The 23841-nt window shown below is 63.7% G+C and carries 20 protein-coding genes (1 of these 20 cut by a window edge); 5 read left to right on the top strand and 15 right to left on the bottom strand.

Annotated elements, in window-relative coordinates:
- Nucleotides 1–1952: the 3' portion of a M23 family metallopeptidase gene (locus AC0L2D_RS09150; RefSeq protein ID WP_063173803.1), read on the top strand. Its footprint begins 10 nt before the window's first position; 1952 of the gene's 1962 nt are visible here — the last part of the coding sequence; its start codon lies off the left edge, out of view; it ends in the stop codon at nucleotides 1950–1952.
- Between the two features lie 6 nt (nucleotides 1953–1958).
- On the opposite strand, the gene AC0L2D_RS09145 is transcribed toward AC0L2D_RS09150, so the two are convergent.
- Nucleotides 1959–3518: an MFS transporter gene (locus AC0L2D_RS09145; protein WP_063173134.1), complete on the bottom strand. Its 1560-nt coding sequence runs from the start codon at nucleotides 3516–3518 to the stop codon at nucleotides 1959–1961.
- A 151-nt stretch (nucleotides 3519–3669) separates the two neighbouring features.
- Between AC0L2D_RS09145 and AC0L2D_RS09140 the strand changes: the two genes are divergently transcribed.
- A complete protein-coding gene (locus AC0L2D_RS09140) occupies nucleotides 3670–4302 on the top strand; it encodes a TMEM175 family protein (RefSeq protein WP_063169065.1) in 633 nt (210 codons plus the stop codon).
- Here the strand turns inward: AC0L2D_RS09140 and AC0L2D_RS09135 are convergent.
- The 8 genes from AC0L2D_RS09135 to AC0L2D_RS09100 form a co-directional block, all read right to left on the bottom strand.
- On the bottom strand, nucleotides 4276–5781 hold the full coding sequence (locus AC0L2D_RS09135) for a L,D-transpeptidase family protein (protein WP_013529466.1): 1506 nt from the start codon (nucleotides 5779–5781) through the stop codon (nucleotides 4276–4278). The two genes, AC0L2D_RS09140 and AC0L2D_RS09135, sit on opposite strands and share 27 nt — an antisense overlap.
- A 150-nt stretch (nucleotides 5782–5931) precedes the next feature.
- Complete coding sequence (locus AC0L2D_RS09130; RefSeq protein WP_473540853.1) at nucleotides 5932–6297, bottom strand: MmcQ/YjbR family DNA-binding protein; 366 nt, start codon at nucleotides 6295–6297, stop codon at nucleotides 5932–5934.
- Between the two features lie 59 nt (nucleotides 6298–6356).
- Nucleotides 6357–8963: an ATP-dependent chaperone ClpB gene (gene clpB / locus AC0L2D_RS09125; protein ID WP_013529464.1), complete on the bottom strand. Its 2607-nt coding sequence runs from the start codon at nucleotides 8961–8963 to the stop codon at nucleotides 6357–6359.
- Nucleotides 8964–9182: 219 nt separating this feature from the next.
- Nucleotides 9183–10127 (bottom strand): DUF4167 domain-containing protein, encoded by a 945-nt coding sequence (locus tag AC0L2D_RS09120; RefSeq protein WP_473540852.1) that lies wholly within the window; start codon nucleotides 10125–10127, stop codon nucleotides 9183–9185.
- Nucleotides 10128–10430: 303 nt separating this feature from the next.
- Complete coding sequence (prmC, locus tag AC0L2D_RS09115; RefSeq protein ID WP_027163520.1) at nucleotides 10431–11303, bottom strand: peptide chain release factor N(5)-glutamine methyltransferase; 873 nt, start codon at nucleotides 11301–11303, stop codon at nucleotides 10431–10433.
- Nucleotides 11296–12375, bottom strand: coding sequence for a peptide chain release factor 1 (gene prfA / locus AC0L2D_RS09110; protein ID WP_013529461.1), 1080 nt, complete (start codon nucleotides 12373–12375; stop codon nucleotides 11296–11298). The genes prmC and prfA overlap by 8 nt, the downstream gene beginning before the upstream one ends.
- A gap of 10 nt (nucleotides 12376–12385) precedes the next feature.
- Complete coding sequence (gene ptsP / locus AC0L2D_RS09105; RefSeq protein ID WP_063169068.1) at nucleotides 12386–14656, bottom strand: phosphoenolpyruvate--protein phosphotransferase; 2271 nt, start codon at nucleotides 14654–14656, stop codon at nucleotides 12386–12388.
- Between the two features lie 83 nt (nucleotides 14657–14739).
- Nucleotides 14740–15993, bottom strand: coding sequence for an aspartate kinase (locus AC0L2D_RS09100; protein ID WP_013529459.1), 1254 nt, complete (start codon nucleotides 15991–15993; stop codon nucleotides 14740–14742).
- A gap of 258 nt (nucleotides 15994–16251) precedes the next feature.
- Here AC0L2D_RS09100 and AC0L2D_RS09095 point away from each other — a divergent pair, with 258 nt between their 5' ends.
- On the top strand, nucleotides 16252–18108 hold the full coding sequence (locus tag AC0L2D_RS09095) for a CHASE3 domain-containing protein (protein ID WP_473540851.1): 1857 nt from the start codon (nucleotides 16252–16254) through the stop codon (nucleotides 18106–18108).
- An 11-nt stretch (nucleotides 18109–18119) separates the two neighbouring features.
- Here AC0L2D_RS09095 and AC0L2D_RS09090 read toward each other — a convergent pair whose 3' ends face one another.
- A complete protein-coding gene (locus AC0L2D_RS09090) occupies nucleotides 18120–18689 on the bottom strand; it encodes a putative glycolipid-binding domain-containing protein (RefSeq protein ID WP_084015620.1) in 570 nt (189 codons plus the stop codon).
- A gap of 286 nt (nucleotides 18690–18975) precedes the next feature.
- Here AC0L2D_RS09090 and ubiG point away from each other — a divergent pair, with 286 nt between their 5' ends.
- Nucleotides 18976–19725, top strand: a complete 750-nt coding sequence (gene ubiG, locus AC0L2D_RS09085) for a bifunctional 2-polyprenyl-6-hydroxyphenol methylase/3-demethylubiquinol 3-O-methyltransferase UbiG (RefSeq protein WP_013529456.1) — start codon at nucleotides 18976–18978, stop codon at nucleotides 19723–19725.
- A gap of 2 nt (nucleotides 19726–19727) precedes the next feature.
- On the opposite strand, the gene AC0L2D_RS09080 is transcribed toward ubiG, so the two are convergent.
- Nucleotides 19728–20246 carry a flavin reductase family protein gene (locus tag AC0L2D_RS09080; protein ID WP_013529455.1) on the bottom strand — a complete coding sequence of 173 codons (519 nt, stop codon included), beginning with the start codon at nucleotides 20244–20246 and terminating at the stop codon, nucleotides 19728–19730.
- Between the two features lie 142 nt (nucleotides 20247–20388).
- Nucleotides 20389–21279 carry a DMT family transporter gene (locus AC0L2D_RS09075; RefSeq protein ID WP_127387724.1) on the bottom strand — a complete coding sequence of 297 codons (891 nt, stop codon included), beginning with the start codon at nucleotides 21277–21279 and terminating at the stop codon, nucleotides 20389–20391.
- Nucleotides 21280–21375: 96 nt separating this feature from the next.
- On the opposite strand from AC0L2D_RS09075, the gene AC0L2D_RS09070 reads away from it, so the two are divergent.
- Nucleotides 21376–21861, top strand: a complete 486-nt coding sequence (locus AC0L2D_RS09070; protein WP_013529453.1) for a MarR family winged helix-turn-helix transcriptional regulator — start codon at nucleotides 21376–21378, stop codon at nucleotides 21859–21861.
- 6 nt (nucleotides 21862–21867) lie between these two features.
- Here AC0L2D_RS09070 and AC0L2D_RS09065 read toward each other — a convergent pair whose 3' ends face one another.
- From AC0L2D_RS09065 to AC0L2D_RS09055, 3 genes are all read right to left on the bottom strand, one after another.
- Complete coding sequence (locus AC0L2D_RS09065) at nucleotides 21868–22422, bottom strand: hypothetical protein (RefSeq protein WP_473540849.1); 555 nt, start codon at nucleotides 22420–22422, stop codon at nucleotides 21868–21870.
- A 122-nt stretch (nucleotides 22423–22544) separates the two neighbouring features.
- On the bottom strand, nucleotides 22545–22970 hold the full coding sequence (locus tag AC0L2D_RS09060) for a DUF1178 family protein (RefSeq protein WP_013529451.1): 426 nt from the start codon (nucleotides 22968–22970) through the stop codon (nucleotides 22545–22547).
- Entirely contained in the window at nucleotides 22967–23833 is an 867-nt protein-coding gene (locus tag AC0L2D_RS09055) for a carbon-nitrogen hydrolase family protein (protein ID WP_027163514.1), read from the bottom strand. Before AC0L2D_RS09055 ends, AC0L2D_RS09060 begins: the two co-directional genes overlap by 4 nt.
- Nucleotides 23834–23841 lie beyond the last annotated feature (8 nt).

The following is a 23841-nucleotide window of genomic DNA, read 5'->3' as shown; positions in this document are numbered from 1 at the left end:
CGGAAGATGTCATAGCCGAACTCGGCAATGAGCCGCCGCTGATCGCGGATGGCCGCAGCGGCCCGCCCGACCGGCGCGAGGTTTCTGCACGCTGGCTGTCGGGAACATTTCTCACCGGCGTGACCTCGAGCGTGTTGATGGGCGTGGCGCTGTTCGCCGCTCTTGACGGCCGCCAGCAGCTGGCCACCCCACCCGAGATCGCCGAGTTGATCAGCCTTGCCGGCAACGGAGATTCCGGCGAAGTCGCCAAGACGACCAGGCTGGTGGCGCCGCGTCAGATCGCAAAGGCCAAGGACCGCCGCCGCATGGAAGTGTCGATGGTCACCAAGGTCGGCGACCGCGACGTCATCCACACCATGCCTTTCGTGCAGATCAAGATGGCCCTTGCCGCCGGCCACACCACCAGCCGCGCCTACCCCCCCTTCGACCCGATGCAAGTGTTCGGCGACGACGGCGACGACAATGCCCAGCCGGCGACGGCCGCTTCCGGCCAGATCTACGGCGCCAAGGTCGAAAGCGAGATGAGCCTGAAGACCGTCGATTTTCCGATCGACACGGCTTCCTTCGACGAAAAGAGCGACCTCTCCGCCGACGAGGTGGAAAAAGTGGTGCGCGAGGCCGGCACCGACCTCAGCGACGGCGCCGTGCAGGTCGCTTCGCTCCACTATGTCGATCCGCAGCGATTCGGCGAAGCCTTTGCCGAGAGCATGGCCGGCTCCTACGACGTCAAGATCGTGCCGGAAAACGTCTCGGTGGCGCCGCGAGCCACCGTTGACGACCAGGCGCCGGCTTTCGCCGAGGAAATCATCCCCTTCACCAAGGATCTCGACGTCACCGAGGCTTTTGCTGATTCGGGCTACACAGGGGAAGACGCCACCGGAATGGCCGAAGCCATCGCCAAGTTGCTCAATGCGACGGCGCTCAAGGCTGGAACCGTGCTGCGCGTCGGCCTCGAGGTTCACGGCGATGCCGCCAAGGTCGTGCGCACCAGCGTCTACGACCGGACCCAGCACATCGTCACCATCGCGCTCAACGATCGCGGCCAGTATGTGCCGGCGCAGGAACCGGATCCGAACCCCGAATTGCTGACGGCCTTCGATGATTCGTCGGCGCCGGTGGTGGTGCGCGGCAACCTGCCCAACGTCTATGACGGCATCTACCGCGCCGCCTACTCCTACGGCATGTCCAAGGCGATGACGCAGCGGTTGATCAAGCTGCTGGCGTCCGACGTCGACTTCCAGTCTCGCCTCAGCCCCGCCGACCGCATCGAAGTCCTGTTCTCGCAGCCCGACGGCGACGATCAGACCTCGGACAGCTCCGAGCTTCTCTACGTCTCGGCGACGTTCGGCGGCCAGACCCGCAACTTCTACCGCTTCCAGATGCAGGACGGCGGCACCGACTATTTCGATGAGGACGGTTCGAGTGCCGAGCAGTTCCTGTTGCGCAATCCCCTGCCCGCCGGGAAATTCCGCTCCGGGTTCGGCGCCCGCAGGCATCCGATCCTCGGCTATGTCCGCATGCACACCGGCGTCGACTGGGCAGCCCCCATCGGCACGCCGATCATCGCCGCCGGCAACGGCACGGTCGAGAAGGTCGGCTGGGCCGGCGGTTACGGCAAGCAGATCATCATCCGCCACGCCAATGGCTACGAAACCTCATACAATCACCAGAGCGCCTTTGCCAAAGGCATCGAACCGGGCGTGCACGTCCGCCAGGGCCAGACCATCGGCTTCCTCGGCCAGACCGGCCTCGCCACCGGCCCGCATCTTCACTACGAGCTGATCGTCAACGGCACCAAGGTCGATCCGATGCGTGTCCGCCTGCCGGTCGGCAAGGTGCTGAAGGGCGATGACCTCGTCGCCTTCAAGCGCGAACGCGAACGCATCGACGAACTGTTGAAGCAGGAAGACAGCGATTCGCTGAAGGTTGCGAGCGCCAAGATCGACGGTTGATCGGCTTCAGCCTGGCGTATCTTCGGCCCGTCGCGGCCATGGCAATCGATCACCGGGAATGGTCGTCCAGGCGATGACAGCCGCAAGCAGGCAAAGCAGCGCGGTCACCGAAGAAACCGCGGCAAACGCGGCGTCGCTGGCGGCGAGCCTTGTCGCATCGATGGCCGGGGCAAGCCCGGCTGGCGCCGGTTCACCAAATCCCGGGATGCCGGACGTTGCGCTCGCGTCCAGTGCATTCGCGTAGACCCACGCGGCAAGCGAGCCCATCGCCGCCACCGCGATCAGACCGCCGATGCGTGAGACGGCATTGTTGATGCCGGAGGCCGCCCCCGTGTCCTTGTCCTCCACCGCCGTCATGATCGCGGTCGACAAGGGCGACACGACCAGAGCCATGCCGAGCCCCATCAGCCCCATCAGCGGAAATGTTCCCGTCCAGAAATTGTGGATGCCGGCGTAGGTGAGCAAGGCCAGCCCGGCAAACGCAAAAGCCACGACCAGGCTGCCGCAGGCGATCGGAAAACGCGGTCCGATCCGGTCCGACAGCTTGCCGACAGGTCCCGACAAAAGCGCGATCGATGCCGACAAGGGCAGGAAGATGAAGCCGACCTCGGCCGTGCTCAGCCCCCAGCCGGCGATCAGCAGCATTGGCAGATAGAAAAGGTTGGCCGACAGCGCAAAATAGAGGAAGAACGTCGCCACATTGGCGCCGGCGAAAGCACCGACGCGAAACAGGCTGAGGTCGATCATCGGCTCGCCCTGCCGAAGCTCGAAGACGATGAAGACAGCCAGCAATACGACGCCGGCGGCAATGCTCGGCCCTGCCATGAGGCCCTCGCCGCTGGCGCTCATCGAGGTCAGCCCATAGGCAAGCGCACCGAAAGCCAATGTCGCGAGCGCTGCACCGCCGAGATCCAGGCTGCGTTTCTCCGTCGGCGCATCGGCCGGAACCTTGGCCAGCAGAAGCCAGATCGAAATCAAGCCCAGCGGCAGGTTGATGGCGAAGATCGCCCGCCAGATGCCGTCACCGAAGGCCGACAGCACGAAGCCGCCGAACACCGGGCCAAGTGCCGTGGTCAGCGCCGAAGCCGCCGCCCAGATGCCGATCGCGCGGCCGCGTTCTTTCTTCGGGTAGGCCTTGGCGATGATGGCGAGGCTGCCAGGCACCATGATTGCCGCACCGATGCCCTGCAACGCGCGAAATGCGATCAGCACAATTGCATTCGGCGCCAGCGCACAGGCAAGCGAAGCGAGGATGAACAGCGCAATGCCGGCCACGAAGGCGCGGCGCAGACCGAATCGGTCGCCGGCAGCGCCCCCGGCCAGGATCAGCGCCGAGAGCGTCAAGGCATAGGCATTGGAAATCCACTGCGCCTCGGCAAGGCTTGCGCCGAGATTGACGCGGATCGCTGGTGTAGCGATGGCCAGGATGGAGCCGTCTATGAAGCCAAGCGCCGAGGCCAGAATTGCCGCGACCAGCACAAATCGTCGCCGCGACTGCGGACAAAACGTTCCATTCGTGACCGGATTGGTCAGCGGGACGGCGGCGGCTTCACTTGGTGAATGCATGAAACCTTGCTTAAACCCCTGGCGCACCGGCAACAACCAGCCAGTGGCTTGCTGTCGCTGAAACCAGCCGTTTGGCCAGGGTCGCACCCTGTCAGATGCAAATGGCGGCAACCATGCTAGGTTTCCGGAAGGTGCCGATGGGGAAACATCGATGAAGCGGCCACTTGAAGCATCGGCTGAGGGACGCGGCCGTATCGTCGGGATCACCGATGGCGTATTCGCCATCGCGCTCACCCTGATCGTTCTCGAAATCAGGGTGCCGGCGCACGAGGCGATCCATTCCGAACGCGAGCTGCTCGCTGCGATCGCCGCCCTGGCGCCGCGTTTCCTGACCTACGCCTTGAGCTTCCTGACGCTGACCATCTTCTGGTTTGGCCAGCAGGCGCAGCATGGTCTGATCGCCAAATCCGATCGACGGCTTGCCACGCTGAACCTTTGCTTTCTCGCCTTCATCGCCTTGCTGCCCTTCTCGACCGATCTTCTGGCCGACTTCCTCGAGTTCAGAACCGCGGTGCTGGTCTACTGGCTCAATCTGCTGGCGCTCGGCGTCACGCTGTTCGCGAGCTGGCGTTATGCGGAGAAAAGCGGCTTCGTAGCAGAGGATGTCGATGCGGAAACCAAACGCACGGTCTATCTGCGCATCATCAAGGCACAGATCCTGTGGGCGGTCGGCGCCGCACTCTCGCTTGTCAGTCCCTTGCTCGGCGTCGGCTTCATCCTGGTCGTGCAGTTGGTCTATGCCGCCGCGCTTCGCGGTTCACTGCTGCGCAAGGTTATCGGCTGAGGGCCCGCCGACAAACTCCACCGTCACGCCCGGCGAAACCAATTTGGCCAGCTCCCGCGCATCCCAGTTGGTCAGGCGTACGCAGCCATGGCTCTCGGTCTTGCCGATCTTCGACGGATCGGGCGTGCCGTGGATGCCGTAGGTCGGCTTATCCAGGGCGATCCAGACCGAACCGACGGGACCGTTCGGGCCCGGCGGAATGGTCAGGACCTTGTCGTTTTGACCCTGCTTGAAATTGATGCTGGGATTGTAGGTGTAGTTCGGATCGAGCGCCACGCGCGACACCGTGTGTATGCCGGACGGTGACGGCGTATCCGACGAGCCGATGGTTGCGGGATAGGCCGCGACCAGTTTGCCGCCGGCGTCATAGGCGAAAACCTCTTTCTTGTCCTTGTCGGCGACGATACGCGCCACCGGCGTCGAAACCAGCCTGCCGAAATTGGCGACCTTGATGATCGTGCCGGGACGATTGAAATCGACCTCCGGGTTGAGCGCCTTGAGATAATTCTCGTCCATGTGAAAGCGCTCCGCGAGCGCCTCGGTCACCGACGTATAACCCATGCGGTCGAGTTGCGCCTTCTGGCTGTAGTCTTCCGGGATCGACGCGACATAAGGACCGGCCGCGTCCTCCGCTGTGATCGTGTAATTGGCGAAGGCATCGCCGCCGGATTGCGCAAGTGCCGCCTGGATGGCGACCGCGTCGGTCGATCGCAGATTGGCGCCGGTGATCTGGTTGTAGGCGGCGAGCGCCTTGTCGACATTCGAACCGAAACGCCCGTCGATGACGCCAGGCGAAGCGCCACCCCGGTCGAGCAGCACCTGAAGGGCGGCGACATCCTGGCGCGCTCCCAGCGAAAGTGCCGGGGCAACGGTGGTCTTGTCGCCGGCCTTTGGCGGCAGAGCCGCCTGATCGGCGGGTGTCGTCGGCTGGGCAGGGTCTATCGCGGCCTCGTTCAGCGGCTGGCGCTTGATGGTACCCGGCTTAGCCGGCTGCGGCGCGTCGGGATAATTGTCGTCGTAATTGCCATCGTCCTGCGGCGCCGGCGGGTAGGCTTCGGCGGAATTGTCCCCATAGGGATCGTACTCATCCGCCGGCGGCGGGATAACGCGGCCTTCCTCTTCCAACTGCTTGCGCCGGAACCGCGCCATGTCTTCCGGATCGTCGAGATAGTAGCGGTCGTCGCCTTCGGGGGCGCGGCCCAGTTCGCGCAGTCGTGTCTCGCGGCGCAAGGCGCGGCGGTCGAGCCGGGTCTGCGGCGGCTGGATGGCGATGACCTTGCCGGTATCGGCATCGACGATCACGCGGTTGCCCCTGGCGTCGTAGTAGATGTCGAGATTGCCGTCCTGGGCGACAAGGATGCCCCCGGTATCGGCAGCGCGGACAACCCTTGGCGCATTGTCCGTCGTCGGCGCGGCGAACGCCCCGGAAGACACAAGCCCGGCGGCTAGCGCCGAGAGGGCAAAGATCGTGCGGAACATGGTGGCCAAATTCTCCGGTCCGTAAATTTGCCGCCGCCGGCATTGTCTTCTGGCGAACCCCTTCGCCAGCAAACCAGTTACACCATCCTATGGTTCCAACATGAACCGGGCATGAAGATGGCGGTTTTCCGGCGCCTCAAGGAATATAGGCTAGCTTTCGGCAAGTCCCAATTCCTTGCGCGCCTGCCTGGTAAGCTTCAGGGCGACAAGGCGATGGCTCTCGCGCAGATAGTCCTTCAGCGCGGCATCATCCATGCTCTGGCTTGTCCGACGCTGGATCCATGTCATGCCGCGCGAGGCAAGATAGGGTGCGGGCCGTAGCCCCGGCTGTTCCTTGAGCACATCATAGGCGATATCGGAACATTTGAAGGTGACGAAGAGCTGCTGGCCATCGTCCCAGCCGCCGATCGCGAAGACCTTGGCCCCCACCTTCCAAACATGGGCGCCACCCCACTGGACGGCATGGGTCGTCGAAGGCAGCGAGTCGCAGAAGCTGTTGTAGTCGTCCAGTGTCATCCCCGCCCCACGTTTTATATGAAAACGCCACGCGTCCAGGAAGGACGCGCGGCGCAGGATCAGGCTGCCGCTTCCGCCGCGACGATCGTCGGTTTGGAGCGGAAATTCAGCCGGTCGGAACCGGCTGTCACCTTGACGGTCGAGCCGTCGAGGATGTCGCCGAGCAGGATCTTCTCCGCCAGTGGGTCCTGCAATTCCTTCTGCATCACCCGCTTCAGCGGCCGCGCGCCATAGGCCGGGTCGTAGCCCTTGGCCGCCAGCCAATCCACCGCCTCCTGGTCCAGCGATAGCGTGATCTTGCGGTCGACAAGCAGGCTCTCGAGCCGCTTGAGCTGGATCTCGACGATGCGGCCCATATCCTGCCGGCGCAGCCGGTGGAACAGGATCACCTCATCGACGCGGTTGAGGAACTCCGGCCGGAACGATGCCCTGACGACGTTCATCACCTCGTCGCGCACCAGATCGACATCCTGGTCCTCGGTGAGGTTGACGAGATATTCGGCGCCGAGGTTCGACGTCATGATGATCAGCGTATTGCGGAAGTCGACCGTGCGGCCCTGGCCGTCGGTCAGGCGGCCGTCGTCGAGCACCTGCAAAAGCACGTTGAACACATCCGGATGCGCCTTCTCGATCTCGTCGAACAGCACGACCTGATAGGGCCGGCGCCGCACCGCTTCGGTCAGCGCGCCGCCTTCCTCATAGCCGACATAGCCGGGAGGCGCGCCGATCAGCCGGGCGACCGAGTGCTTTTCCATGAACTCCGACATATCGATGCGCACCATGGCGCTCTCGTCGTCGAACAGGAAGCTCGCCAGCGCCTTGGTCAACTCGGTCTTGCCGACACCCGTCGGTCCGAGGAACATGAACGAGCCGATCGGCCGGTTCGGATCCTGCAGGCCCGCGCGGGCGCGGCGCACCGCTTTCGACACAGCTTGCACCGCCTCGCCCTGGCCAACGACGCGCTTGCCGATCTCGTCTTCCATGCGCAGCAGCTTGTCGCGCTCGCCCTGCAGCATCTTGTCGACCGGAATGCCGGTCCAGCGCGAGACGATATGGGCGACGTGGTCGGGGGTAACCACCTCTTCGACCATGCCGGCTTTGCCGTCCTGGGCCTCGGCCTCCTTCAGCTTCTTTTCCAGTTCCGGAATCTTGCCATAGGCAAGCTCGCCGGCGCGCTGGAATTCACCCTTGCGCTGGGCAATGGCAAGGTCGTTGCGCGCCTCGTCGAGCTGCTTCTTCAGGTCGGCGGCGAGCCCGAGCTTCTGCTTCTCGGCCTGCCACTTGGCGGTGATCTCGGTCGATTCCTCCTCAAGGCCGACGAGTTCCTTTTCCAGGCGGGCGAGCCGGTCCTTCGAAGCATCGTCCGTCTCGACCTTCAGCGCCTCGCGCTCGATCTTGAGCTGCATGATGCGGCGATCGATCTCGTCCAGCGCCTCGGGCTTGGAATCGACCTGCATGCGCAGCCGCGATGCGGCTTCGTCGACCAGGTCGATCGCCTTGTCCGGCAGGAAGCGATCGGCGATGTAGCGGTTGGACAGCGTCGCCGCCGCCACCAGCGCTGAATCCGAAATGCGCACCTTGTGGTGCTGCTCGTATTTCTCCTTCAGGCCGCGCAGGATCGAAACGGTGTCTTCCACCGTCGGCTCGTCGACGAAAACCGGCTGGAAGCGCCGGGCAAGGGCTGCATCCTTCTCGACATGCTTGCGATACTCGTCGAGCGTGGTGGCGCCGACGCAGTGCAGTTCGCCGCGCGCCAGCGCCGGCTTCAACAGGTTGGACGCATCCATGGCGCCATCCGCCTTGCCGGCGCCGACCAGCGTGTGCATCTCGTCGATGAACAGGATGATGTTGCCGCTGGCCGAGGTGACTTCGGAGAGCACGGCCTTCAGCCGCTCCTCGAACTCGCCGCGATATTTGGCGCCGGCAATCAGCGCGCCCATGTCGAGCGCCATCAGCTGCTTGTCCTTCAGCGATTCCGGTACGTCGCCATTGACGATGCGCAGTGCCAGGCCTTCGGCGATCGCCGTCTTGCCGACGCCCGGTTCGCCGATCAGCACCGGATTGTTCTTGGTGCGGCGCGACAGCACCTGGATGGTGCGGCGGATCTCGTCGTCACGGCCGATCACGGGGTCCAGCTTGCCGGCACGGGCATCCGCGGTCAGGTCGCGCGCGTATTTCTTCAGCGCGTCGTAGCCCTGTTCGGCACTCGCCGAATCGGCGGTGCGGCCCTTGCGGACATCGTTGATGACCTGGTTGAGCGCCTGCGCGGTGACGCCGGCCTTGGCCAATATGTCGGCGGTCTTGGCCGACTTTTCCATGGCGAGCGCCTGCAAGAGCCGCTCGACCGTGACAAAACTGTCGCCGGCTTTCTTGGCCAGTTCCTCGGCGGTCGAAAACACTTTCGCCAGCGGCTGGGCCAGATAGAGCTGGCCATTGCCGCCCTCGACCTTGGGCATCGCTTCGAGCGCCGTCTCGACGCCAAGCTTGACGTCGCGGACGTTGCCGCCGGCGCGTTCGATCAGCGACGCGGCCAAGCCCTCGTCGTCGTCGACGAGCACTTTCAGGATATGTTCAGGGGTGAATTGCTGGTGGTTGCGGGAAAGCGCCATAGTCTGCGCGGACTGGATAAAGCCGCGCACGCGCTCTGAGTATTTCTCAAGGTTCATATCTGTCTCCTTCCATCACCGGCCCGCTTTGCGGCACCGGATCCGATTGCGGTGACGGACCCGCTCATTCGAGCCGGGTCCAGTTGAGGCTGATATGGTGCACAGGCCCTGAACCCTCAAGACGTCCCGATATCGGCAACCACATAATATTGCACGGCCGCCCAAACGAAAACGGCGGAGATTTCTCTCCGCCGCTCAATGCCTTGAAATGCCGTTGGGTCAGTTGTCGATATCGACATTGACCGGTTGGGCGTTGCCGCTGTCGGCCGGGGCCGCAGCCACCTCGCCGGCGTCGGTCCCGGAATTGGCATTGTCACTACCGCCATCAACCTGATCGGCGTTGACGCGCGGGCGGCGCGGACGACGCGGACGACGGGCAGCACCGCTTTCGGCGGCCGCCTCGTTGAGTTCGGCCTGGGCGGCAAGACCTGCCGGGGAAAGGTTCTCGAACGACGGAGCCGGTTCGGCCGGCGCCACAGATTCGGCCGGCGAAACGGCTTCGCCCTGGACCGGGGTCTCGTTGCCCTGGGGCTGACCACCTTGCTCGGCGGACGATGAAAAGTCGCGCTGGCCGTTCTGGCCATAGCCGCCATTGGGGCGGCGATCACGATGGCGCCCGCCATTGTTGTCGCGGCCGCCATTGTTGCGCCCGCCATTGTTATCGCGGGCCTCGCGGCCACCTTCCCGGTTCAGCGCGACCTCGGCCGGCGTACCTTCGATAACCGGCTGCGGGCCGGCGCCATGGTTGACCACCGGGATCTGGACGTCGGAAGCAGCGTTGCTGTTGTTGCCGCTATTGTCGAAATCGTCGCGGTCCTCATCGCCGTCATCGTCGAAATCATCGCGATTCTGCTGCGTGTTCTGGATTGGCATCTGCGCCTGTGCGGCCGCAATGATGCGATTGTAATGCTCGGCGTGCTGGAGATAGTTCTCCGCCATGACCCGGTCGCCGGAGCTGTGTGAATCACGGGCAAGGGTGGCGTATTTTTCGGCGATCTGCTGAGCCGAACCGCGGATCTTCACGTCCGGGCCATTGCTCTCGTAGTTGCGCGTCAGGGGATTAGGCCCCTTGCGGTTGTTGTTGTTATTGTTGTTATTGTTACCACCGCCGCCGCCATTGTTGTTGCGACCGCGCATGCGCCTGTTCTGCTGTTGTGGCCTCATCAAACTCTCTTCATTTTGAAATTTTCGAAAAACTCTTCACGAACGGAGGCGCTCATGCAGCCAGCCGTTTCGTCTCTTCACCGGCGTTCGCCCGCATCGATTGCGTTGGCGCCACGTGTCATCCTGTTCCGGTTACATCACTTGCCGGACGATTCCCGCACGAAGCTTGGGCATCGTTTGCGCAAGAAGGCAGCTATTTCCAAGGAAAACCGAATCGCTAAGAGCACTGCCTGCTTCGTCTCATCCGGTTAAGGCGACCCTAGCCGCATTCCCCGGCATTGCCAAGCGCTTTTTTGCACTGCGTCAAGGCTTTATCCTTTCAAAGACAATAACCCTGTCGTTTCCACCGAGGTCACGGAAAACACTGCCCGGCACGTAGCCGGCTGCAGTGAATATCTCGCAGACCTCGTTGCGTTGCGTATGGCCGATCTCGACCGCAATTCTGCCTTCAATTTCCAAAAACCTTGCCGCTTCCGCAGCGATGGTTCTGTAGGGGTTCAGACCGTCCGCGCCGCCATCCAGGGCTAGGCGCGGATCGAAATTGCGGACTTCGTCCTGCAGATTTCCAATGTCTTCGGAGGATATATAGGGAGGGTTTGCGACAATTACATGGTACCGGCCGGAAACTTTTTCGAACCAGTCCGACTGCAGCGCCGTGAACCGGCCCGCAAGGCCCAGTTGCCCGGCATTGCGGGCCGCCGTCGCCAGCGCACCCGCGGACAGATCGACGCCGGTGGCATTAGCCGTCGGCACGACGCTGAGCAGCGCCAGCGCAATGGCGCCGGTGCCGGTGCCAAGATCGAGGATGCGACACTCGCCTTCCTGCGTCGCAACCGCCTTGACGAAGGGCAATATCGCCTCGACCAGCGTTTCGGTATCCGGCCGCGGTTCCAGCGTTTCCGGCGACAGCGACAGGCGCAAACCGTAGAATTCACGATAGCCGAGGATGCGATGCACAGGTTCGCCGCCGGCGCGGCGTCTCAAGGCGGCATCGATTTCGGCAACAGCGCCGGCGCCGACCCTGCGTTCGGGGTCCGCAATGGCTTGCGTGCGCGTCGTGCCCGAAAAATGCTCGACGATCAGCCTCGCATCGAGCGCCGGGTCGTCGACGGTGCTGCCGAGCCGAGCCCGCGCTTCCCGCAGCAGCGGCCCGAGCGCGTTGGGCAGGTCAGTCATCGATGCCGATGTCGGCGAGCAGCTTGGACTGATGATCGGCGATCAGCGCGTTGATGATCTCGTCGAGTTCGCCCATCATCACCCGGTCGAGCTTGTAGAGCGTCAAATTGATGCGATGGTCGGTGACGCGCCCTTGCGGGAAATTATAGGTGCGAATGCGTTCCGAGCGGTCACCGGAGCCGACCTGTGACTTGCGCGATTCGGAGCGCTCTTCGTCGGCCTTGCCGCGTTCGAGATCATAGAGGCGGGCGCGCAGGATCTGCATCGCCTTGGCGCGGTTCTGGTGCTGCGATTTCTCAGCCTGCACGACCATGATGCCGGTCGGCAGATGGGTGATGCGGACCGCCGAATCGGTGGTGTTGACGTGCTGGCCGCCCGAACCCGAGGCGCGCATCGTGTCGATGCGGATGTCTTCGGCCCTGATGTCGATGTCGACCTCTTCGGCTTCGGGCAGCACCGCGACGGTTGCCGCCGACGTGTGGATGCGCCCGCTGGCCTCGGTCGCCGGCACGCGCTGTACGCGGTGCACGCCGGATTCGAATTTCAGATGCGCAAAGACGCCCTTGCCCGACACCGTGGCGATGATTTCCTTGTAGCCGCCGGCATCGCCATCGCTGGCCGAGGCGGTCTCGAAACGCCAGCCGCGTTCGGCGGCGTAGCGTTCGTACATGCGAAACAGGTCGCCGGCGAAGAGCGCGGCCTCATCGCCGCCGGTGCCGGCGCGGATTTCGAGAATGGCGTTCTTGTCGTCGGCGGCATCCCTGGGCAACAGCAGGATCTGAATGTCCTTCTGCAGCGCCTCGATGCGGTCCTCGACCCCTGGCAGCTCGGCCTCGGCCAGCGCCCGCATCTCGGCGTCGGTGCCCCTGTCGGCAAGCATGGCTTCGAGGTCGGCCTGTTCATGCTCGGCCGCGCGCAGCGCCCTGACCTTGGCCACCATGTCCTGGATTTCGGCATATTCGGACGCCATCCGCACATAGGCGTCCGGCGCCGGGCCGGCCGACATCTGCGCTTCGAGCATCTCGAAACGCTTGACGACTTGATCCATACGATCGCGGGGCAAATTGACCATGATGAGGCTGCTATAACGGGATCGAACGGTCGTCGGCAAAGGCCTGCAGCAGCGCCCGCATCGGCAGGCCCTGTGCCGGAGCCATCAGATTGTCGTCGAAAAACGCCTTCAATTCGTCCAGCGGCAGTTCCGTCAGCATCGCCTTGACCGGCCCGATCGAGGCCGGCGACATCGAGATTGAGCGGAAACCGAGTCCGATCAACGCCATCGCCGAGATCGGCTTGCCGGCGAGTTCGCCGCACAGCGTCACCGGCGTGTGATTGCGGACGCCGGCATCGGCGATCTGCTTGAGGACGCGCAAGAAGGGTGCCGACAGCGTGTCGAAGCGGTTGGCCAGTTGCGTGTTGCCGCGGTCGACGGCCATGACGAACTGGAACAAATCGTTCGAACCGACCGAGACGAAATCGACCGCTTTCATCAATTCATCGAGTTGGAACAGCAGCGACGGCACTTCAAGCATCGCCCCCAGCTTCAGGCTGGTCGGCAAATGATGGGCAAAGCGCGACAAATGCCGCACCTCGCGGTCGATGATCTCGCGCGCCTGGGTAATCTCGCCGAGCTCGGTCACCATCGGCAGCATCAGCTTCAATTCGCGGCCGCCGCTGGCCTTGAGCAAAGCGCGGATCTGGGTGCGCAGCAGGCCCGGCCGGTCGAGCGTCAGGCGGATCGCCCGCCAGCCAAGCGCCGGGTTCTCTTCCTGGATCGCGCCCTTGAAATAGGGCAGCACCTTGTCGCCGCCAATGTCGATGGTGCGGAAGGTGACGGGCTTGCCGCGCGCCGCTTCGAGCACGTCGCGGTAGAGCTTTTCCTGGGCCTCGGCCCGGGGAAAGGTGGAAGCGACCATGAATTGCAATTCGGTACGGAACAGACCGATGCCGGCCGCACCCGCTTCGGCAAGCTGCGGCAGGTCGACGGCAAGACCGGCATTCATCAGCAAATCGACCTGGACACCATCCCTGGTCGTCGACGGCTTCTTGCGCAGTTCGCGGTAGACCTCTTGCCGGCGCGCCCTGAAACGCACTTTTTCGGCATAAGCAGCTTCGAGATCGGGCTGCGGCCGCAAATGGATCACGCCCTCCTCGCCGTCGACGATGATGGCATCGCCGTTTTCCGCCATGGAAACAGCGCCCTTCATCTGGCCGGCGACGGGGATGCCCATGGCACGCGCGACGATGACGACGTGGCTGGTCGCTGCACCGTCCTCGAGCACCAGCCCGCGCATCTTGTCGCGGGGATAATCGAGCAGTTCGGCAGCCCCCATCGAACGGGCGACGATGATGGCGTCCTTAGGCAGCGATGCCGCGACATCTTCCGGCCCGCGCCCCATCAGCTGGCGCAGCAGGCGGTTGGCGAGGTCGTCGAAATCGCTCATCCGCTCGCGCAGATAGGGATCGGTCATGTGCAGCATGCGGGCGCGCATGTCGCTCTGCACCTTTTCCACCGCCGCTTCGGCCGTCAGGCCGTTGCGGATCGCCTCTTCCAGCCGTCGCACCCAGCCGCGATCGTTGGCGAACATGCGATAGGCTTCCAGCACCTGGCGATGCTCGCCCTCGAAGGCGACGTCGCGGCGTTCCAGCATGTCGTCGATGGACAGCCTGAGCGAGCTGAGTGAGGTCTCCAACCGGCGAACCTCTTCCTCGCTGTCCTCGTTGAACAGATTGGTGACGACGATGCGCGGCTCGTGCAGCACGACATGGCCAAGCCCGACGCCTTCATTGAAGGACAGGCCGGTGAAGCTGACAGGACGGCGCAGATCGAGTTCGAGGCCGGGCCGGGTCAGCCGCGCCAGATCGCCGGTGGCGATCATCTCGGCGATCACCATCGCCGTGGTTTCCAGCGCCTCGACCTCGTCGTCGCGGTAGTGGCGCATGGTCTTGTTCTGCACCACCAGCACGCCCAGCGTGCGCCCTGCCCGCAACACCGGCACGCCCAGGAACGAGTTGTAGATCTCTTCCCCGGTCTCCGGCAGGTAGGCGAAGGCAGGGTGTTCCTGCGCATTGGACAGGTTGAGCGGCCGCGCGCTGGCGGCGATGGTGCCGACCAGGCCTTGGCCCAGCCGCAACTGCGCCAAATGGACGGCGTTCGGGTTCAGGCCTTCGGTGGCGTAGAGTTCGAGCACCGAATCGGCGCGCAGCACATAGAGCGAGCAGACTTCCGCGACCATGTTGGAGGCGATGTCGCGCACAATCCGGTCAAGCCGCTCCTGCGGCTCCAGCGGCTCCTGCATGAGCTCGCGGAGCCGTTTGAGCAAAACGCGCGGGCCACTGGCCTGATCACGCATCGCGGCTTGTTCTCCAATGGGCATTCTGCCCGCCGCAGTTTCCACCGCGACCGGCGCACACGCAACAACTCAAATCGTTCTCGCTACTGCTTATCCAGACCGTAGACGGAATGCAAAGTACGAACCGCAAGTTCCGTATACGGGCCGTCGATCAGGATCGAAATCTTGATCTCCGAGGTCGTGATGGCGCGGATGTTGATCGATTTGTCGGCCAGCGCCTTGAAAGCGGTGGCGGCGACGCCGGCATGGCTCCTCATGCCGATGCCGATGACCGAAACCTTCGACATGCCGGCTTCCGACTGCACGACATCGTAGCCGATCGAGGCCTTGAGGCGTTCAAGCACGGCCAGCGCCTTGTCGACATCGCCCGACGGCACGGTAAAGGTCATGTCGGTGAACTTGCCGTCCTCGGAAATGTTCTGGACGATCATGTCGACATTGATGTTGGCCTCGGCCAGCGGCCCGAAGATGCCGGCGGCAACGCCCGGCCGGTCGCCGACCCGGCGCAGTGAAATCTGCGCTTCGTCCTTGGCGTAGGCAATTCCGGTGACGACCTGCTGTTCCACGATCTCTTCCTCGTCGCAAATGAGCGTTCCGGGCGGATTGAGCAAATCCCCCATTCCGGGCGCATCGGGATCGTCGAAGGACGACCGCACGAAGGTACGCACCCTGTGCACCATGGCAAGCTCGACCGAACGCACCTGCAGAACCTTGGCGCCGAGCGAGGCCATTTCAAGCATTTCCTCGAACGAGATCTTGGCCAGCCGCCGCGCCTTGGGCTCGATGCGTGGATCGGTGGTGTAGACCCCGTCGACATCGGTGTAGATGTCACAGCGATCGGCTTTGACCGCCGCGGCGATGGCGACAGCACTGGTGTCGGAGCCGCCGCGGCCGAGCGTGGCAATACGATTGTCCGGGCCGATGCCCTGGAACCCGGCAATCACCGCCACCTGGCCCTCGCCGAAGCGCTTGATCAGGAACGCACCGTCAATATCGAGGATGCGCGCCGCCCCATGCGCATTATCGGTCTTGATCGGGATCTGCCAGCCCTGCCAGGAGCGGGCGTGCACGCCCATGTTCTGCAAAGTGATGGCCAGCAGGCCGGCCGTGACCTGCTCGCCGGAAGCGACGACCGCATCATATTCGCGTGCGTCATGCATCGGCGAGGCCTCGCGCGTCCAGCCGACCAGTTCGTTGGTCTTCCCGGCCATCGCCGAAACGACCACCGCCACCTCATGGCCGGCGTCGACCTCGCGTTTGACGTGACGCGCCACGTTGCGGATGCGGGCGATGTCGGCGACGGAGGTTCCGCCGAATTTCATCACGATGCGCGCCATGGGAGCGAAATGCCTTTGACTGAAGCCGGATCCCAGCCAAAAGCCGGAATCCCGAAAAGCGGAAGGCCGGCTGACGCCGGCCGCTGAATGCGCGGCCTCCTTAGCCAAATGACGAAGGTTTCGCAAGGCTGGCGGCCAATTGCCGGCTCCAGAAGCCGGCATATTGCCTTCCGCCCCGGCGCCGCCTACGAAATGCTGCCTGCGGGGAATTCTTTTGGTTCGGCATAGCAGATGATGATTGCTCGGTTTCGACGTGCCATGCGATGGCAATCGCTCCCGCTTGTCGCAGGCTTTGCGGTGCTGGCGCTTATTGTCGGCAGCCGTGCCATGCTGGTCGAAGAACAGCGGGCCAACCGCGCCGCCGCGCGCGAGGCAATCGAATATCAGCAATTGCTTTCGGGTCTGCTTTCTCTGGCACAGGAAGCCGAGAACGGCCAGCGTGGCTACCTGCTGACCGGCCAGAAATCCTATCTCGAACCCTATCGGAGCGCTGTCGGCGCCATTCCGGGGCAACTTGCCCGTATCGACAGCTTGACCGCCCCCGACGACCAGTTCGTCCAGCCGATCAACCACATCAAGGACGCGCTTTCGCAAAAGCAGGCTGAACTGGCCGAGACGATTGCCCTGTACGACCAGGGCAATGCGACGAAAGCGCTGGATCTGATTCGCAGCGGCCAGGGCAAGGCAGTCATGGACGAAATCCGAACCAGCATGGATACGGTCCGACGCATCAGCGCCGCAGCCGTCGCCGCGCGCGACGCGCATACCGACCAGGTCGAGACCTGGCTACGCATCGGTTCGGTGGCGGCACTGCTGGCGATCTTCCTGCTTGCCGGCTACGCGATCAGGGAATCGCGCCGCCGCTTCCTTGAGGTGGTCGTCGCCCAGGAGGAGTTGGTGCGCAAGAACGTCGCGCTCGGCAGTGAGATCGAGACACGTGAAAAGGCAGAATCCCAGATCCGCCAGATGCACAAGATGGAGGCAGTCGGCCAGCTTACAGGCGGCATCGCCCACGACTTCAACAACATGCTGGCGGTGATCATCAGCGCCATGAACCTCGCCCAGCGCAAGCTGGCGCGCGGCGAGCACGACATCGCACAATTCATCGACGCGGCGATCGATGCCGCGACCCGTGCCGCCAATCTGACGGCCCGGCTGCTCGCCTTCTCGCGTCAGCAGCCGCTGGCGCCGCAGATCGTCGACGCCAACCGCCTGCTGACCGGGATGTCCGACCTGATCCGTAGGGCACTCGGCGAAACCATCCGCATCGAAACGGTGCTGGCGGGAGGCTTGTGGAAAACCCATGCCGACCCGAGCCAGATCGAGAACGCCGTTCTCAACCTGGCCGTCAACGCCCGCGACGCCATGGGCGATGACGGCAAGCTGACCATCGAGACCGCCAACAGCCATCTCGACGACAGCTACGCCGCCGCCCATGCCGAAGTCGCGGCCGGCCAGTATGTGATGATCGCCGTCAGCGATACCGGTTCGGGCATGACCCCCGATGTCATGGCCAAGGCCTTCGAACCCTTCTTCACCACCAAGCCGGTCAACAAGGGCACCGGCCTTGGATTGAGCCAGGTGTTCGGCTTCGTCAAACAGTCGGGCGGCCACGTCAACATCTATTCCGAGCCCGGCGAAGGCACGACAATCAAGATCTACTTGCCGCGGTATTTCGGCGCCGAAGAGCCGGCCGTGCCCACCGGGCGCGGCGACAACCCCGCCGCACCGGTCGCCGAAACGATCCTTGTCGTCGAGGATGATGCCCGCGTGCGGGTCTCCACCACCGAGGCCATACGCGAACTCGGATACACCGTCATTGATGCCGCGAGTGGCGAGGAAGCGTTGCAGAAACTGGCGGAAAACCCGAAGGTCGCCCTGCTGTTCACCGACATCGTCATGCCCGTCATGAACGGCCGCAAGCTGGCGGAAGAGGCCGTTGCCCGCATGCCGCTGCTGAAGGTGATCTTCACCACCGGCTTCACCAGGAACGCCGTGGTCCACAACGGCGTGCTCGACCACGACGTGCATTTCCTCGCCAAGCCCTTCACCATCGAGCAACTGGCAGCGAAACTGCGTGACGTGCTTGGCACGACGCAGGTCGCAGCGGGCTGATCACAATCGCTTCAGCCTGACGCAGCCGCGCGTCTCCAAAGGCCGGGATAGTCGACAACGAAGCCGTGCGGCGAGACGTTGAGGGTCTCGTCATAGCCGAACACCGGCGCGGCATAGGCATAGCGAACCGTGTCGAGACGCCGATAGGTCTGATCGAGGCGCACCAGCCTCAGTTCAGGGAAAGTCAGGTAGGCGGCCGGGGCAGGCGACGCTTCGCCGATCCCGAGGCCATACCGGCGGATCGCCAGCAGGTTCGATGCCGGTGTGAAGCCAAGATCGACGTCGACAAGACCGTCGACACCCTGCTGGACTTCGCCGTTCAGCGTCCACTGGCCGTTGAAATCGCGTTCGATCGCATAATGCAGCTGGCGCGTGCCGAGAAAGCCTTCGACAAGCGCCGCCCGTGTGTGCCAGCCGGCATCGCAATCCACCCCGTAGGCGAGGCAGCACGGCTTGCCGTCCTGGATGAAGATGGCTTGTCCCTTGAGGCTGTGCCCGCCATCGGTCTGCGCAAGCAGACAGGCATCATGCCCCTCCACGTCCAGCCGATGCCAGAGGATCGAAGCCGTCATTGCTGTCATCGTCACCTCCTTCGAGTTCAAAACGATGATGTGTTCCTTCGCCCGCCAGGCCAATTGTGTTTCACCGCGGCGCACTCCAGCTGACATGCCCTGACAGAATCCGGCTCCCTGCCGGCAGAGGAAAATTGTTGCCTTGACATTCGCGGCTTCACGCCCGACTTCCTAGCGCATGGCCCCGAAATCGAAGTCGATTTCGGAAAGGATCATGCGCAGAATCTAAAGTGCTACAGCGTCCTTTGCGCGTCCAAGAGGACGCGCGGCGCTGTAGTGTCGAGGAGACCAACCTATGCCAGAGCCCCGACGATCGACGATCGATGCCGGAGAAGTGGAACGCTTTTCCGCCCTTGCCGCCGAATGGTGGAACCCGAACGGCAAGTTCCGTCCCCTGCACAAATTCAATCCGGTCCGGCTGGCCTATATCCGCGACCAGATAGCGACGCGCTTCGGCCGTGACCCACGCGCTGCAAGGCCTTTCGAGGGACTGCGCATCCTCGACATCGGTTGCGGCGGCGGACTTTTGTGCGAGCCGATGGCGCGGCTTGGCGCCGAGGTTGTGGGCGCGGATGCCTCCGAAACCAACATCGAAGTGGCCAAGCTGCACGCCGCCGAAGGCAATGTCAGCGTCGACTATCGCGCCACGACGGCCGAGGACCTTGCCGACGCCGGCGAGAAATTCGACGTCATCCTCAACATGGAAGTGGTCGAGCATGTCGCCGACATCGACCTGTTCGTCGCCAAATGCGGCGAGATGGTGCGGCCCGGCGGCATCATGTTCGTGGCCACCATCAACCGCACGCTGAAGGCGCTGGGCTTAGCAATCATCGGCGCCGAATATGTGCTGCGCTGGCTGCCGCGCGGCACCCACCAGTTCGGCAAGCTGGTGCGCCCGGAAGAGCTCGAAAAGGCGCTTGCCGGCGCCGGCCTGACCATCATCGACCGCACCGGCGTCACCTACAATCCGCTGGCCGACCGCTGGGCGCGGTCGAAGGACATGGACGTCAACTACATGGTCCTGGCGGAAAAAGGCTCGGTCTGACCTTATTCAGAATTCAGCGGCCTGTAGCCGCCGCGCCAGTAGATCAGCGCCTGGCCGGCATCGGACGTGCGCACGGCCTCAACCGAACCGATGACGATGGAATGCGTTCCGCGATCGATCATTTCATCGAGGCTGCAGTCGAATGCGGCCACCGCATCCGAAAGCAGCAAAGCTCCGGTCTTGAGCGTCACCCATTCGGCGCCCTCATAGCGGTCCTTGCCCTTGATGCCGCCGAAGCCGGAGAACCGCTCGGCCACGCGCTGATGCTGGGGGCCAAGCGAGTTGACGCCGAAATGCCGGTAGCGTTCGATCACCGGCCAGGTCGACGATGACCGGTTGACGCAGGCGATCACCTTGGGCGGCTCGGCCGACAGCGAGACGACCGAAATGACCACCAGGCCGGAGCGGTCCTCCCCGGTGCCGGCGGTGATGACGCTGACATTGCCGACGATCAGCCGCATCGCGGCGCGAAAATCCGCTACATCGACGGCAGTCCCCTCGGATGTCTTCGGTTCGGTCATGGCTTGCTCCAGAGCACGATTCCAAAAAGGGCAAGGTCCTCGGAAAAGACCACGCTCAAACAAGAAGATAAAGCAGATCTGGATACAAATTCAGGTGAGATCGGCTCCAGGCGCGAAGGCAGTTCGGATCCCCTGCGACCGCTCACGCCTTCTGGCTTTGTGCCCTGGTGGTGATGAACACGCCGGCGGTGATGATGAGCGCGCCTGCCCAGGTCAGCAGTTGATAGTGCTCGCCGAGGAAGAGGGTTCCGGCAAACAGGCCGACGGCCGCCGCCACATAACCGATCTGGCTGAGATAGACCGGACCGCCGACCGCCTGCAGCCGGAAGAAGAACGCGAACATCGCCGATGCCGACGCGACCTGCGCGACGACGACCAGCGGCACGCCGCCGAGTGGGACGAAAGCTTCGCCGCCGAACAGGAGGAGAATGCCGGCAAGCAGCATCGCCGCCGACGCCAGATGGCTGCCGACGGCAAGCTCGATCGGGCCGGTACCGTCCGGCCAGTCGACCGTGCGATAGATGTTGCCGGCGGCAAGGCTGACCGGGATGAGCAACCCCATCGCCACCCAGAACAAATCGGCCGGCTGGCCGGCCTCGCCGCGCGTCACCGCGACCATGACGGCGCCGACGAAGCCGACGGCGATGCCGACAATGCCCAGCATGTTGGGGCGCCGGACACGCAGCAGGATCGAGAACACCAGCGTGATGACCGGCGACAGGGTGAACATGATGCCGGTGTAGCCGGCGCCCAGATGCGGGATGGCCGAGAACATCAGGAGATTGGGGACAGCATAGGACACCGCGGCGGTGACGAAGAAATAGCGCAATTTGTGCGCGGTGAGCCGGACCCGCTTGCCGCGAGCCAAGAGCATGCACAGCAAGACCCCGCCGGCGCCGAGCGAGATGACGAAGGCCCAGACCATGGCCGGCACGCCGGCAGCCGTGGCGAGCTTGCCGAACGGCAGCGTCAGGCCGAGCAGGCCGCCGGTGACGACCAGCAGGCCGAGCGCCGAATCCCAGAGAAGCTTCATTGACCGAATCCTGTAGCGCGGCTCTTGGCCGGCATTGCATCTTGCAGTAAGATAACGGAAAGATTCTTAACGTCAAGATAAATGATGGTGAGACAGTTGGACAGGGCAGCACGGGCGATCGAGCAATGGAAGCGGGAACGACCCGATCTGGACGTCTCGCCGATGGGTGTGCTCGGGCGGCTGAACGAGGCCGCCTCGCTGATCGCCCGCGAGCGCCTGGCGCCGTTGTTTGCCCGTTATGGATTGCAGTCCGGGGAATTCGACGTGCTGGCAACGCTGCGCCGCTCTGGATCACCCTACGCCCTGACGCCGACCGCCCTCTATGAAGCGACGATGGTGACGTCAGGCGCCATGACCAACCGGCTCGACCGGCTCGAAACGTCCGGATTGATCTTGCGCGGGCCGCACCCCAACGATCGGCGCGGCATTGTCGTGCGGCTGACCGAAAAGGGTCTCGCGTTGATCGATGAGGCTATTGCCGCCCATGTTGCCAACGAGCATGAGATTCTTTCCGGCCTGACACCGGCCGAACGGGAGACGCTCTCTCGGCTGCTTGAGAAATTGATCGGGAGCGTGAGCTAAGCCGGGTCAGTTCGTAGGCTGCCGCGAGAACCGGCGCCGGTGTTTCCAGCGGCGGTATGATACGGTGAGGTCGACAAGCCGGGTCGGCATGTTGAGGTAGAGCAGAGCATCCCGCAAACCGCTGAGATAGCGCTCACTCATCGCCTTGTCGGAAAAGTCCGGCATGGCCTCGAGTGTCGCTTCGGCTTGCTGGCTCCGGCCCTTTCCGGTCGGCAATCTGGCCGCAAAGGCTATTTCTCGACGCAGACAGACCTGCTCCACGCGATCCCGCAGCGCCTCTTCGTAGCCGATACCACATCGCATAAGCCGCGCGTGGGTGGCTTCATGGACGATAATCGAAGCGACCAATTCCGGCGTCGTCCCTTCGCTGATGATATGGCGCTCGTCCAATTCGCATGCCTTGGAAGAGTTTGCCCATTGCGCGACGGAAGCAGGAAAGGTTGTGACAAATACCTGTCTTACGTCACCAAGCAGCCGTCTGTAGCGCACTGGATCAAAATCACGAATAAGCTGAAGCGCCTCGACGATCTTGTCGGTGCCCTTGTCGCTGATGATGAGCAACCCGTCGATCGTTCGGGTACCGCTAAGCTTGACGGCGCCCCAGCGGGCCAATCGGCCAACGACGGCTCTTATGCTGCGTCGCGGCTCAATCGCTTCTGGGTCGCGCAAAGCTCCCTCGGAACTCAGTTGCGGTCGTCCGGAAACACCGGGATCGGCATGAACTCGACGCCGTCCTCGACCAGGCTCTTGGCTTCGTCCAGCGTCGCCTCGCCATAGATGCCACGCGGGTCGCTCTCGCCGAAATGGATCTTTCGCGCTTCCTCGGCGAACTTGTCGCCGACATAATCGGCATTCTCGCGCACCTTCTCGGCCATCGCCTTGAGCTGCGCCAAAGCCTGCTTCTGCGCCTCGCCCATGGCCAGCGCTATGGTTTCCTGCTTGCGCGCCGTGGAGACGGCCGGCGCCATCAGTGCTTTCTGCACCTTGTGCGAACCGCAGCTCGGGCAATCGACGAAGCCGCGCTTCTTCTGGGTGTCGAAATCGTCGTTGCTGCGGAACCAGCCTTCGAATTCGTGCTCGTGCTCGCAGATCAGGGCAAAGCGGATCAAGAGGCAGCACCCCTGAGCCGCGGCGCCTCGCCCGAGCCGGCATTGACGGCGAAATCCCGCGCATTCCTGAGATTGGGGATCTTCTTGCGGGCGGCAAGCGACTGCGCCGGATCGATCTCGGCGACGATCACCGCCGGTTCGTCATGCGCGGCTTCCGCAATGATCCGGCCCCACGGATCGACGATCAGCGAATGGCCGTAAGTCTCGCGGCCGTCTTCATGCAAGCCGCCTTGCGCGGCGGCGACGACATAGGCGCCGTTCTCGATGGCGCGGGCCCTGAGCAGCACGTGCCAGTGCGCCTCGCCGGTCTGGCGGGTGAAGGCAGCCGGTACGGAAAGCAGGTCTGCGCCGGCCAACGCCTCGGCGCGGAAGAGTTGCGGAAAGCGCAGATCGTAGCAAACGGCGAAGCCGAGCTTTGCACCCTCGATGTCGGTGACGACGGCCTCGGTTCCCGGTTCATAGGCGGCGGACTCACGCCAGCTCTCGCCATTGTCGAGATCGACGTCGAACATGTGGATCTTGTCGTAGGCGGCGAGCGCAGCACCATCCGGCCCGAACAGCAGCGCCCGGTTGGCGAGCTTGCCGTCGGCGCGCAGAATGGCGGTCGAGCCGATATGCAGGAAGATGCCGAGCTCCTTGGCCAGCCTGCGCGCGGTCGCGACGACGATGTCCTTGTCCTCCGACGTGAACGATGCGGCGCGAGCTTCCTTGTCGCGGATCAGCGCCCCGGTCATTTCCGGCGTCTGGATGTAGGTGGCACCTAGGCTGGCTGCTTCACGCACCAGCCGTTCGAGATCGACGGCGTTGCGCTCGGGGCTCTCGCCCGAACGCATCTGGATCGCAGCGGCCTTGAAAACACCCATCGTCATTC

It is taken from the genome of Mesorhizobium sp. WSM4833, assembly GCF_055811095.1.
Note: the sequence above shows the minus strand (reverse complement) of the source record. Positions and strands in the feature narration are given on the sequence as shown.

Bases quoted from the DNA above. Each gene is read 5' to 3' on its own strand.
- AC0L2D_RS09140 (WP_063169065.1), top strand. From the start codon at position 3,670: ATGAAGCGGCCACTTGAAGCATCGGCTGAGGGACGCGGCCGTATCGTC.
- AC0L2D_RS09095 (WP_473540851.1), top strand. From the start codon at position 16,252: ATGCGATGGCAATCGCTCCCGCTTGTCGCAGGCTTTGCGGTGCTGGCG.
- AC0L2D_RS09080 (WP_013529455.1), bottom strand. From the start codon at position 20,246: ATGACCGAACCGAAGACATCCGAGGGGACTGCCGTCGATGTAGCGGAT.
- prmC (WP_027163520.1), bottom strand. From the start codon at position 11,303: ATGACTGACCTGCCCAACGCGCTCGGGCCGCTGCTGCGGGAAGCGCGG.
- AC0L2D_RS09075 (WP_127387724.1), bottom strand. From the start codon at position 21,279: ATGAAGCTTCTCTGGGATTCGGCGCTCGGCCTGCTGGTCGTCACCGGC.
- AC0L2D_RS09130 (WP_473540853.1), bottom strand. From the start codon at position 6,297: ATGACACTGGACGACTACAACAGCTTCTGCGACTCGCTGCCTTCGACG.
- prfA (WP_013529461.1), bottom strand. From the start codon at position 12,375: ATGGTCAATTTGCCCCGCGATCGTATGGATCAAGTCGTCAAGCGTTTC.
- ubiG (WP_013529456.1), top strand. From the start codon at position 18,976: ATGCCAGAGCCCCGACGATCGACGATCGATGCCGGAGAAGTGGAACGC.
- AC0L2D_RS09100 (WP_013529459.1), bottom strand. From the start codon at position 15,993: ATGGCGCGCATCGTGATGAAATTCGGCGGAACCTCCGTCGCCGACATC.
- clpB (WP_013529464.1), bottom strand. From the start codon at position 8,963: ATGAACCTTGAGAAATACTCAGAGCGCGTGCGCGGCTTTATCCAGTCC.
- AC0L2D_RS09120 (WP_473540852.1), bottom strand. From the start codon at position 10,127: ATGAGGCCACAACAGCAGAACAGGCGCATGCGCGGTCGCAACAACAAT.
- AC0L2D_RS09055 (WP_027163514.1), bottom strand. From the start codon at position 23,833: ATGGGTGTTTTCAAGGCCGCTGCGATCCAGATGCGTTCGGGCGAGAGC.
- AC0L2D_RS09145 (WP_063173134.1), bottom strand. From the start codon at position 3,518: ATGCATTCACCAAGTGAAGCCGCCGCCGTCCCGCTGACCAATCCGGTC.
- AC0L2D_RS09090 (WP_084015620.1), bottom strand. From the start codon at position 18,689: ATGACAGCAATGACGGCTTCGATCCTCTGGCATCGGCTGGACGTGGAG.
- AC0L2D_RS09135 (WP_013529466.1), bottom strand. From the start codon at position 5,781: ATGTTCCGCACGATCTTTGCCCTCTCGGCGCTAGCCGCCGGGCTTGTG.
- ptsP (WP_063169068.1), bottom strand. From the start codon at position 14,656: ATGCGTGATCAGGCCAGTGGCCCGCGCGTTTTGCTCAAACGGCTCCGC.